The sequence below is a fragment of the Arthrobacter sp. ERGS1:01 genome (assembly GCF_001281315.1).
Classification (GTDB): Bacteria; Actinomycetota; Actinomycetes; order Actinomycetales; family Micrococcaceae; genus Specibacter.
This window is the reverse complement of record NZ_CP012479.1, coordinates 3,935,184-3,946,983: the sequence shown is the minus strand read 5'-3', so window position 1 is coordinate 3,946,983 and position 11,800 is coordinate 3,935,184. Positions and strand designations below refer to the sequence as shown.

The 11,800-nt window shown below is 66.4% G+C and carries 8 protein-coding genes; 3 read left to right on the top strand and 5 right to left on the bottom strand.

All coding sequences use genetic code 11. The features are described from left to right. Positions 1-3: 3 nt before the first annotated feature. The 3 genes from AL755_RS21745 to AL755_RS21735 are packed head-to-tail and all read right to left on the bottom strand — an operon-like array spanning position 4 to position 1,427. Positions 4-555 (bottom strand): hypothetical protein, encoded by a 552-nt coding sequence (locus AL755_RS21745; RefSeq protein WP_150117208.1) that lies wholly within the window; start codon positions 553-555, stop codon positions 4-6. After that, complete coding sequence (locus tag AL755_RS21740) at positions 552-887, bottom strand: PadR family transcriptional regulator (RefSeq protein WP_082369494.1); 336 nt, start codon at positions 885-887, stop codon at positions 552-554. Before AL755_RS21740 ends, AL755_RS21745 begins: the two co-directional genes overlap by 4 nt. 30 nt (positions 888-917) lie before the next feature. After that, positions 918-1,427, bottom strand: coding sequence for a hypothetical protein (locus tag AL755_RS21735; RefSeq protein ID WP_054012796.1), 510 nt, complete (start codon positions 1,425-1,427; stop codon positions 918-920). Positions 1,428-1,541: 114 nt separating this feature from the next. On the opposite strand from AL755_RS21735, the gene AL755_RS21730 reads away from it, so the two are divergent. Together AL755_RS21730 and AL755_RS21725 are read left to right on the top strand one after the other, a co-directional pair. Next, positions 1,542-2,453 (top strand): hypothetical protein, encoded by a 912-nt coding sequence (locus AL755_RS21730; protein WP_054012795.1) that lies wholly within the window; start codon positions 1,542-1,544, stop codon positions 2,451-2,453. A gap of 223 nt (positions 2,454-2,676) precedes the next feature. Further along, positions 2,677-7,671 carry an NPCBM/NEW2 domain-containing protein gene (locus AL755_RS21725; protein WP_082369493.1) on the top strand — a complete coding sequence of 1,665 codons (4,995 nt, stop codon included), beginning with the start codon at positions 2,677-2,679 and terminating at the stop codon, positions 7,669-7,671. 68 nt (positions 7,672-7,739) lie between these two features. Here AL755_RS21725 and AL755_RS21720 read toward each other — a convergent pair whose 3' ends face one another. Beyond that, on the bottom strand, positions 7,740-8,393 hold the full coding sequence (locus tag AL755_RS21720; protein ID WP_054012794.1) for a response regulator transcription factor: 654 nt from the start codon (positions 8,391-8,393) through the stop codon (positions 7,740-7,742). Positions 8,394-8,397: 4 nt separating this feature from the next. After that, positions 8,398-9,705 carry a sensor histidine kinase gene (locus tag AL755_RS21715; RefSeq protein WP_054012793.1) on the bottom strand — a complete coding sequence of 436 codons (1,308 nt, stop codon included), beginning with the start codon at positions 9,703-9,705 and terminating at the stop codon, positions 8,398-8,400. A 322-nt stretch (positions 9,706-10,027) separates the two neighbouring features. Between AL755_RS21715 and AL755_RS21710 the strand changes: the two genes are divergently transcribed. Further along, positions 10,028-11,710: an ABC-F family ATP-binding cassette domain-containing protein gene (locus AL755_RS21710; protein ID WP_054012792.1), complete on the top strand. Its 1,683-nt coding sequence runs from the start codon at positions 10,028-10,030 to the stop codon at positions 11,708-11,710. The last annotated feature ends 90 nt before the right edge of the window (positions 11,711-11,800 follow it).

The following is an 11,800-nucleotide window of genomic DNA, read 5'->3' as shown; positions in this document are numbered from 1 at the left end:
CGGTCACCCAGCTGGTTTATCCACGGGGAAACTGTCGATAATCGCCCCGGACTTGGCATCAAGGATGGTCACGGAGTCCATCGTCACGGAAGGGTCGACGACGACGCTGGAGTCTTTGCCTGAGATCAACGTGAGCTGTTTTCCTTCGTTCTTTGCCCGCACGAAGGCTTCGCGAATGTCCCCGGTCGCGGTGTCTACCGAGACGGTATTGTCCTGCTGGACGGCCGAACTCCCTGCACTTTCGCTGGCCACGCTGGATTCCTGCGCGGTGGCGTGAACTTGATGCTGTGTTGTGTGTAGGCCAACGAGGGTGCCGCTGACCAGCGCCAGGGCAACGCCGAGCGTGCAAAGTACCAGCCTCAGGTTCCTCCCCGTCATCTCGCGAGCTCTGGCTGTTGCGGAAGAGCGAAGGGCTCCAAACAACAAGGAGGACTGCGAAATGCCCATTTCGGTGCAGTCCCGCAAATCCGCCCTCAGCTGCTCGTTACGAACAGCCCGGGAATCCGCCGGCCCCAGGGCAAGGCACATGGCAAGGATCCATTCCCGGCCCTTCATGCTGTACAGCCTGTTCCCGCGGGCGCTGCGGGGAACGGCCGCGTCACGGCCTTTCCTTCCTTCGCCCGCTGCGTCTTCACGTAGGCCAGCGCCAACGGACGGGCGTCAGGCACCAGCCTGTAATACCGGCGCCGCGGACCCTTTCTGGCCTCGTCGCTATTCCACTCGCCGACAACCCACCCCGCCGACTCCAAACGATCGAGGATCGGGTAAACCGTTCCCGGCTTCTTGCCGGCGGCCTTGACGATCTGCAGCCCCCAAACACGTTCCGCAGATAGTAGTGCTTCAAGCACCAGTGCAGTGGCCGGAGTTACGCGCCCCAAGTTATCCATGAATTAAATCTAGCTATATAGATTTAGAAGTCAAGCGTCCTGCGCCGTGAGGTAGTTCCCGACGATCGGCCACCAGTGCCGGTCCGCAAGCTCGGCGTGGGCCCGGTCGGCGCCGACCCAGTCGCCAGCGACTATCGGCTCGGCTGTGTCGGTGACCAGGAATACCGGCACGTGGGCCCACGGTGACGGGTATGCATAATTGGGGTCGAGCGTGGGGACGACGTTGCGGATGAAGCCAATGCAGCGGGTCGCCAGGTCACCGCGCCCAAACACCTCCGTCATGAGGCGCGAGGTGCCGTCAGCGACGGACTCGTGATCCTCGCTGCCCCACAGATAGCGGGTTGGGAGATTTGGGCCCCGGGGTGTTGGAACGCGGAAGAATTCCAAGGTGCCGGCTGAACTGCGCCGCACCAGAAGCAGCCGGGTGACGATGACCGGGTCGATGACCTGGCAATCATTTCCCGCCCAAGCTTCCGCAGTGCTTCCGGGCGGGAGCCACGGCGCATCGAGAACACGGGCAATGCGGCGCTCATCAGTCATGTAGCAATGCTACGAGGCTCAGCTTCGGCAATCCGGTTGCGGCTCAGGACCACGCGCAGCCCGCGTGATCTAATTGCTCTCGAGCGCACGCTGGAGCGAGGAATTGGGGGAGGAATGCTGCACACCCAGAAGGAAACGGGAGACGGCCTCGTGCCGGCCGATGATTCCTGGCTGCCCGTTGTCCGGCATCGAATCCTCCGCGGCCCGACGGCGCTCGCGCTGCAGACCGCGCGAGGCTGGGCCATGGTGGGGATACTCGTCTCGCTCATCCCGATCATGGTCGTGGCCTTCGTCAGCAGCCACGGCACGAATCTCAGGGCGTGGGTGGGGTTTGCCGTCGGGCCATACTTCTTTCTTGCAATGGCAACCGGCGTGCTGTCCATCGCGTCGATGATTGCGGCGCGGCGGGAATACCGCCACGGCTATACGACACTGCAGGATTTCGGCCGGCCAGGCCTCTATTACAGGGTCATGGCCCAAGTGGACCCCCACACCGGAGTCGAGGTTCGCGCACCCAACCAAGCGAAGCTTGACTGGGCCACCCTCAAGAATCGCAACGCCGCGGCACGGGCCAGCCAGCCGCGTGCGGAGAGGATGACACGCGCCGAGGCCGCGCAGGCAGTCATCCAGGCACTGCCCGTTGACGCCGTGAATCGGGAGATCACCAGAATCAATTCGGCGCGGGGCCAATTCGTGATCCAGTTTGGGCCAGTTGCCGGGAACATGCGGGCAGACGCCCGGAACATCATTATTGCCGTGACCATTTCCGGCTTCGCATCTGTGCCGCTGCTCGTTTTCTCCGCCCTGGGCGCCTATGAGGTGCGCAATCCCGCGCTACTCCTTCCCTATGCGGTCCTGGCGATCTGTTTGACACTCCTTGCCGCGGTGGGGCGAAGGAAGTCCGGCCAATCAACCAAACTGGCCGCCGAGTACCTGTCCGTGCCGCCTTCCAAGATACCCAGGCTGACCCTGGCGGGACCGCTGGCTGGAAAAACATATAAGACAAACGCCGGCAGCCAGGGTTAGGGCGCCGACCGGGCGCGGCCCGGGACCAGGAGCAGCCGGCCGTTGGCCGTGACTACACCCAAACGATGACGTCACATTAATGGCAAAGTGAGCCGAGTCACTCGATGTTATCCATCACAACTCAAAATGGCTTGACCTGCGTCACATTCATACGTGATTGTTAATGAGTGTTTGATGGATAATCCCATCACAAATCATCGCTAACGCCCGAAAGTGAGTTTGCATGTCACTGCGTCACGAGAAGAATCCGGCAGCGTTGCCGGCCAACCCCCCAGGACGGGGACAGCTTTCAAAACGCGCCGCGGCGCTGGCCATTGCGGGCCTGCTCACGGTTGGCACAGTCCCGGCCGTGGCCCTGTCCCAGGCGGCAACCGCCGCACCGGGAACACCCATCGCCGCCTCCACCATTGCCCCCGAAGTCGCCGTTGACGCCGGAGGCACCACGCTTGGCGCCATCAAGTCGTATGTGCAGGCAAAAAACGTGGTCACCCTGACCCCCGACAAGGGTGCCGTCCGCGTCACGTTCCTCGACGACGGCAACTTCCGCCTCGAGGCCACCCCCACCGGCACGTTCAGCGACCCGGCCAACACGCCCGAATCGCCCGCCGACGCCACCCGCACCGCAAACATCGTGGTGGGGGCCGACCAGTTCAAGGCCGGCACCGTCACCGTTTCCGAGGCCGGCGGCGTCATCACCATGGCCACCGCCAAGGTCAAGCTCGAGGCCAACAAGGCCACCGGCGCCTTCACGCTCAAGCGCACCGACGGCAGCGTCGTCTGGCAGGAATCCTCCGCCCTGAGCTTTGGCTCCGACACCACCACCCAGCACCTGAAGCCGGTTGCCGGCGAACAGTTCCTGGGCGGCGGCATGCAGAACGGCCGCGTGGTCCACACCGGATCCACCATCAACGTCTCCACCAACTTCAACTGGGCCGACGGCGGAAACCCCAACGCGGTGCCGTACTACATGACAAGTGCCGGCTACGGCGTGCTGCGCAACACCTTCGCCCCGGGCTCGTACACGTTCACCAACAACGAGACCACCACCCACCAGGAAAAGCGCTTCGACGCCTACTACTTCGTGGGCGACTACAAGGAGGACCTGGACGGCTACACGAAGCTGACCGGCCGGCCCAACCTGCCTCCCGTCTACGGCCTCGAGTACGGCGACGCGGACTGCTACAACCGCTCAAGCCCCACGTATTCGTCGTCGGGCTACACCAGCGCCACCACGCCCAAGCAGAACACCTTCGACGCCGTCACCACGGCGAAGGAATTCAAGGCCCACGACATGCCGGCCGGCTGGATGATCGTCAACGACGGCTACGGCTGCGAGTACACGCAGGACCCCGCCGGCTATGACAAGAACGCCCCCTACAACCCGGCCAACCCGGACAAGGGCCTGGGCGGCACAGTCAAGGCCATCAAGGCCGAGGCCGACCTCAAGACCGGCCTGTGGACGCAACGGTCGCTGACCAACCAGCCCACCGAGGTGGGTGCCGACGGCATCGCCATGCGCAAGCTCGACGTCGCCTGGGTGGGCGCCGGCTACCGGCTGGCCCTGACCGGCTGCGAATCCTCCAAATCGGGCCTCGAAACCTACTCCAACGGCCGCGCCAACACCCTCATGGTGGAGGGCTGGGCCGGTGCGCAGCGCTGCGGCGTGCAGTGGACCGGCGACCACTCCGGAAACCTGGACCAGATCCGCTGGGGCGTCCCCGCCCTGGCCGGCGCAGCCAACTCCGGCCAGGCGTTCACCACCTCCGACATTGACGGAATCTTTGGCGGCAGCCCCGAAAGCTACGTCCGCGACCTGCAGTGGAAGGCATTCGCGCCGGAACTGTACTCCATGAGCGGCTGGGCCCCCACCGACAAGCGTCCGTGGCTCTACGGCGACACCGCCACCGAGATCAACCGCAAGTACCTGCAGATGCGCCAGGAACTCATGCCGTACATCTACTCGCTCGCCGTCGACGCCAGCAACACCGGTGTGGGCATGATGCGCAGCATGCCGCTGGAATTCCCGAACGACCCGCTTTCCTACACCAAGGAAGCCGAAACCCAGTTCATGCTCGGTTCCAACTACCTCATGGCACCGGTCTCCACCAGCACCGACGTCCGCAACGGCATCGTGCTGCCCGCCGGCAGCCAATGGGTGGACTACTGGACCGGCACCGTCTACCAGGGAGGCCAGGTCCTTAACGGTTACCACGCCCCGCTGGAAACCCTGCCCATGTTCGTCCGCGCCGGCGCCGTGGTGCCGCAGGGCGAAATTGCCCGCAACGCCTCCCTGGTCCCGGAAAACTCGCCCATCACGGTGGACGTCTACCCGTCCGGCTCCTCCTCCTTCACCATGAAGGAGGACGACAAGGTCACCCGTGACTACCGCAACGGCAAGTCAAGCGCCCAGGTCTTCAACGTCACCGCCCCCGCCAAGAACGGCGGCGACGTTGCCGTCACCATCGGCAAGCGCGACGGCGACTACGCCGGCAAGGCTGCCACCCGCCCGTACAAGCTGGCGGTCCACAGCGGTTCGCTGCCCTCCGCGGTGACGGTCGGCTCCACCACGCTGGCCAAGGTGGCCGACGCGAAGGCATTCGCCGCCGCCACCACGGGCTGGTACTACGACGCCGCAGATGCCGGCGGAACCGTGCACGTGAAGGCCGGCGACGTCGCCTCGACAGCTTCGGCAACCGTCACGCTGAAGGCAAGCTCCGCCGTCGGCGGTACCAATTCCGACGGACTCGCCGCCCAGGTGGCAGTGAGCCTGGATGCCAAGGTCTTCCAGGGCCAGAAGACCACGGCCGCCGTGTCCTTCACGAACAACGGCAGCGCAGCCAAGACCAACGTCGTCATCGCCCCGGTGGTGCCGGCCGGCTGGACCGTCAGCAACGCCAAGGGCGCCACCGTCGCCTCCGTCGGTGCGGGCGCCACCGTGCGGGCAACCTTCGACCTGACCCCGGGAGCGGATACCGCCGCCGGAGCCCAGACCGTCAGCGCCAAGGCAACGTACAAGGACGCCGGCAACACGCCGCGCGAGGTGGCCGGCGCCAACCAGATCTACGTGGCGTACGGCTCCCTGGCCGGGGCGTTCAACAACGTCGCCGTCACGACCCCCAAGGGCGCCTTCGACAACGCGATCGGAAACTTTGACGGCGGCGGAGCGTCCTTCAACGCCGACGCGCTGAAGAACGCCACGGTTCCCGCCGGCGGCGTCACCCCGGGCTCCAAGGTCACCGTGGACGCGGGCCTGCCCACCGAGGTCAACTACACCTGGCCCGCCGTGGGCCCGGACAAGAACAACGCCGTCGCACTCGCCGGACAAACCGTGGCCGTAACGGGCCAGGGCACCGACCTGGCAGTCCTCGGCTCGGCTGCCGCCGGCGCCGGAGTTTCACCGGAACTGACCATCAACTACGCCGACGGCACCAGCCAGAAGCAGTCCCTGTACTTCCCGAACTGGCTCATCCAGGGCGACGCGCAGGGCACCAAGACGGCCATCAAGTCGCTGGGGCGCAACAGCAAGACCAACGCCGCCAACCCCGAATACACCACCAGCGCCTACCAGGTCTACTCCGACACCGTCCGGCTGATCCCGGGCAAGCAGCTGGCCTCGGTCACGCTGCCCACCGCGGACAACGTGAAGATCTTCGACTGGCAGGTAGTGGACTTCCCGCTGCCCACGGCGCCGAACGCGGACTCCTTCGCCTCCGACCTGACCCCGGTATCCTCCACCAACGGGTACGGCGTCATGGGCAAGGACGTCGCCAACAAGGACGCGGCAAACTCACCGGATGTTCCGCTGACGATCGTTGACACAACGGGAGCCGCTCCCGTCACCACCACGTACACGAAGGGACTGGGCGTGCACGCGCCGTCGAACGTGACGTACTACCTCGGCGGCCAGTGCAGCCGCTTCACTTCCTCCGTGGGCCTGGAGGGCAACTTCCAGGGCAAGATCATCTTCACCGTGATCGGTGACGGAAAGCAGCTCTACCAGAGCCGCACCTTCGTCAACGGATTTGCCCCGGAGCAGCTGAACCTCGACCTCAAGGGCGTCTCCTACCTGGAACTGCACGTCGACCCGATCTCCGCCGGCGCCATCAATGGTGCCCACGGCGTATGGGGCGATGCCAAGTTCACGTGCGCCGAGCCTGCCCCGGCAGACACGACGGCGCCCGTCACCACGGCAACCACCACCCCGGCAGCTCCGGCCGCCTCCGGCTGGTACACCACCGCACCGGCCATCACGCTGGCGGCAACGGACAATGTGGGCGTCGCAAAGACCGAATACCAGATCGGCACCGGCCCCTGGGTTGAGTACACGAAGGCGTTCACGCTCCCCGGGGGCGTCAACGCGGTCAACTACCGTTCCAGTGATGCCGCCGGAAACCTGGAGACCGTCAAGACCCTGGGATCGCTGAAGGTTGACACCACCGTGCCCACCGTCAAGGCCAAGGTCGACACCACCGCCCGCACAGTCACGGTCACCGCGGCCGATGCGGGATCGGGCATCGCCAAGGTGGAGTTCTCCACCGACGGCGGCACCACCTGGAAGGCCTACACGGCTCCCGTCAAGGCCGGGAACGACGGCGTATCCGTCGCCTACCGCGCCACCGACAAGGCCGGGCTGTCCGTCGCCTCCACGGTTGATGCCGTGGTGGCACCGGTCGACAAGCCGCAGCCCGGGGCGCCGGCACTGTCCGTGCCGGGCACCGTGGTTGCCGGCTCCGCCATCAAGGTCACGGCCACCAACCTGGTGGCCGGGCAGGGCTACGAACTGTGGGTCCACTCCGAGCCGCTGAAGCTGGCCGAGGTCAAGGCCGGCAACGACGGCACGCTGAGCGCCACCGTGACCATTCCGGCCAAGTTTGCCGCCGGTGCGCACACCATCACGCTGGAGCAATCCGGCACGGTGTTGGCGAGCACGGCATTCGTGGTCACCGCGGCAACCGTCGACCCGCCGGTCACGGTCGACCCGACGCCGAGCGCGAAGCCGTCCACTTCCGCCTCGGGCTCCGCGAAGCCGTCGACGTCGGCCAAGCCGTCCGTCTCCGGTGCGGCCACCACGCCCGCCGCGGACGGCAACAGCAACAACGGCGACCTGGCCAGCACGGGTGCGCAGGTGCTCATCCCGGCCGGCCTCGCGTTGCTGCTGGTGCTGGGAGGTGCCGGTGCACTTTTGGTGACCCGCCGCCGTCGGGCACAAAAGCACTAAGGAAGTAAGGCATGAGAAGAGGGGCCCGTCCGTACACCGCGGACGGGCCCCTTTTTCGCGTGGCCGGCTTAGCGCTGCTGCATATAGGCGAGTACGGCCAGCACGCGGCGGTGGTCGTCGCCGGTGGCCGCCAGTCCGAGCTTGGCGAAGATCGAGCTGATGTGCTTTTCCACGGCCCCGGCGCTGACCACCAGATGCTTGGCGATGGCGGCGTTGGTGCGCCCGCCCGCCATCAAGGCCAGCACCTCGGACTCGCGCGGCGTGAGGGAAGTTATGGGGTCCGCGGCGCCGCGGTTGGCCAACAGCGCGCTGACCACCTCGGGATCAATCACCGTTGCGCCGCCGGCAACGCGGCCTATCGCGTCGGCAAAGTCGGCAAAGCGGGCCACCCTGTCCTTGAGCAGGTAGCCCACGCCGCCCCCGGATGAGGCGCCGGCCAGCAACTCGGTGGCATACGTCAGTTCCACGTACTGGGACAGCACCAGCACGGCCATGCCCGGGTACGTGGCACGCACCTCCAGGGCCGCCTTGAGCCCCTCGTCCCGGTGTGACGGCGGCATGCGGACATCGGTGATCAGCAGGTCCGGACGGTGCTCGGCCACGGCCGCCAGAAGCTCAGTGCCGTCGCCGACGGCCGCACAAACCTCCGCGCCGGTTTCCTCGAGCAAGCGGACCAGGCCCTCACGGAGCAGGACGGAATCTTCAGCCAAAACAACACGCATTGCTTCAGCGTAGCGGGATGCTGGCGCGCACCAGGGTGGGGCCGCCGTCGGGGCTGGTGATTTCCAGCGAGCCGTCCACCCCGGCAAGCCGGTCCAGCAGCCCGGCCAGCCCGTGGCCCTTGCCCACGTGGGCGCCGCCGTGGCCGTCGTCGAGCACGTCAAGGAGCAATTCGGCGTCCGTCACGTCCACGGTGACCTGCGCCCTGGTGGCGCCGGAATGCTTGGAGACGTTGGCGAGGGCCTCGGAGACCACAAAGTAGGCGGCATTCTCGGCGCTTTCGGCCAGCCGCTCGCCGCCGGCCAGGTTTCCGGACACCTCCACCGGGACCGTTGAGCGGCTCCCCAGGGACTGGATGGCGGCGTGCAGGCCGCGGTCGGCCAGCAGGGGAGGGGCGATGCCGCGGGACAGGGACCGCAGCTCCGCCAGGGCCTCCCGGCTTTGCTCAAGGGCGCCATCCATGAGTTCACGGGCGGTTGCGGGGTCCGAATCCATCCGGCGCTGGGCCGCCTCGACGTCCATTTGCAGGCGGATCAGGCGTTGCTGCGGGCCATCGTGCAGGTCCCGCTCAATCTTGCGCAGGGTCTTGGCCTCCTCGGACACCACCTGGGCGCGGCTGCTGGCCAGCTCGGCGCTGCGGGCGCGCAGGGCCGCGTTCTCGTTCGTGAGCAGGCCGCGGGCCATTGCGGCGTCGGTGGCCGCGAGAAGGTGCGTCACCAGCGGCAGGGTCAGGAGAAAGACGACGCCGTAGGCCAGTCCCAGCCAGCCCTCGGCCGCCGCCGGACTCAGGCCAAGAAAGCGGTCCAGGCCGATCAATTCCGCAAGCGGCATGTTATCGGAGGGCAGGAACCGGTTCCAGAACCATTGCGTCAGGCCGCCCAGCGCCACGATCGGCCAGGTCATGGCAACGCTGAAAGCCACGGTCCGGAAGGCGAAGGAGACCACCGTGCCGTGGACCAGGTCCTTCCACAACTGCGGATCGGCAAGGTTCTTGAACATGCCGCCAATGGAATTCTTATGCCGTGGTTTGTAGTACACGGGCGGAATTTCCCCTGCCCAACGCGCCAGCATGGCCCGGTTGACGGAGCCAAACCACCGGGCCACGGCCAGGCACAGCAACAGGATCGGCAGGCCAATCCAGATGATGAGCGTGGAGACGCCCACGGAAAACAACGTCACCAGCACGATGAAGGACACGAGCGACACGAAGAAGCCCGGCAGGAGGTAGGCCAGGTCCGCGCCGATCCGGCGCCACGTGGCCGGGCGGACAATGAGCCAGGACGGCGACGGCACGGAGGCGGCGGAAGTGTTCATGGTTCAATCCTTGCCGCAACGGCCGCCGGAAACCATCAGGCCAGCCGGTCAATCCGGGGTGGGGTTTTCCCCACCTGCTCCCCAACCTCGTCCCTCCCCAAGCGCTCCCGTCGCTCGCAAGCTCGCAACGGGTCCCTCGCGCTTGCGGGCCCAGGCCGGGGCCCCTCGCAGGCGTGGCCCCACCCACCTGCCCGTTTGCATCGAACGGGGAGCAGTTGCCGATGTTTGCGCGCGACATCAGCAACAAGTGCCCGTTCGATGTGGGAGGGGGCGCCGCCGTCGTCCGTCCCGCAAGGCCGGCACGGGATGGGAGAATTGGAGGGTGGGACACATTGACGTTGCAAACATTGACTACTTTCTCTCCGACGGCCGGCAGCTGCTGAACGGGGTGAACTTCCGCGTCTCCGATGGCACCAAGACGGCGCTGATCGGTCCCAACGGCACGGGCAAGACCACGCTCCTGCGCATCATCTGCCAGGACATCAAGCCGGACGAGGGCGTGGTGTCCCGTTCGGGCAGCATGGGCGTGATGCGCCAGTTCGTGGGCCAGGTGCGCGACGACAGCACCGTGCGCGACCTGCTGCTGTCCGTGGCCTCGGCCAACATCGCCGCCGCCGGCAAGGCCGTGGACGACGCCGAACTGGCCATGCTGGAACGCGACGACGAGCCCAGCCAGATGGCGTACGCCCAGGCGATTGCCGACTGGGGCGACGTGGGCGGCTACGAGATGGAAACCACCTGGGACGAAGTGACCATGGCCGCCATGGGCATGGACTTCTATACCGCCCAGTACCGCAAGGCGTCCTCCCTCAGCGGCGGCGAGCAAAAGCGGCTGGTCCTGGAGGCCTTGTTTTCCGGCCCCGACGAGCTGCTGCTGCTCGATGAGCCCGACAACTACCTCGACGTGCCCGGCAAGCGCTGGCTCGAGGCGAAAATGGCCGAGTCCGACAAGTCCGTGCTGTTCGTCAGCCACGACCGGGAGCTGCTGGCCAACGCCGCGGACAGGATCGTCACCCTGGAACCGGGCATCAACGGCGCCTCCAGCTGGACCCACGGCGGCGGCTTCGCCTCCTACGTGAAGGCCCGCGACGACCGCAACGCCCGCTTTGAGGAGCTGCGCAAGCGCTGGGACGAGGAGCACGTCAAGCTCAAGGAACTCGTCAACATGTACAAGACCAAGGCGGCGTTCCGCTCCGACATGGCGAACCGTTACCAGGCCGCCCAGTCGAGGCTCGCGCAGTTCCTGGAGAAGGGCCCGCCAGAGGCGCTGCCCATTGAGCAGAACGTGAAGATGCGGCTCAAGGGCGGGCGCACGGCCAAGCGCGCCATCGTGGCCACCAAGCTGGAGTTGACGGGGCTCATGAAGCCGTTCAGCACCGAGGTCTGGTTTGGCGACCGCGTGGGCGTGCTGGGCTCCAACGGCTCCGGCAAGAGCCACTTCCTGCGACTCTTGGCGGCCGGCGGTTCGGACCCGGACAAGGAACACGAGCCGGTGTCCGACGTCGACATCGCCCCCGTGCCGCACGAGGGTTCCGTGAAGCTTGGTGCCCGCATCCGGCCCGGCTTCTTCGCCCAGACCCATGCCCGCCCGGACCTTTTGAGTCGGTCATTGCTGGACATCCTGCACCGCGGCGACGAGCACCGTTCGGGCCTGGGCCGCGAGGCTGCGGCCGGGGCGCTTGACCGTTACGGCCTGGCCTCCAGCTCGGAGCAAAAGTACGATTCCCTCTCCGGCGGCCAGCAGGCACGGTTCCAGATCCTGCTCCTGGAGCTCTCCGGCGCCACGCTGCTGCTGCTCGACGAGCCCACGGACAACCTTGACCTGCATTCGGCCGAGGCGCTGGAAAAGGCCATCGACTCCTTCGAGGGAACCGTGCTCGCCGTGACCCACGACCGCTGGTTTGCCCGCTCCTTCGACCGCTTCCTGGTGTTCGGCTCGGACGGCAAGGTCTACGAATCCGACGAGCCCGTGTGGGACGAAAAGCGGGTCGAGAGGGCTCGTTAGCAGCGCCCCGATTGCCGAGTCAGACGGAGAGGTGCCGAGTCTGACGGAGCGCTCCGTCTTACTCGCAACGTTCCGTCAGACTCGGCGCAG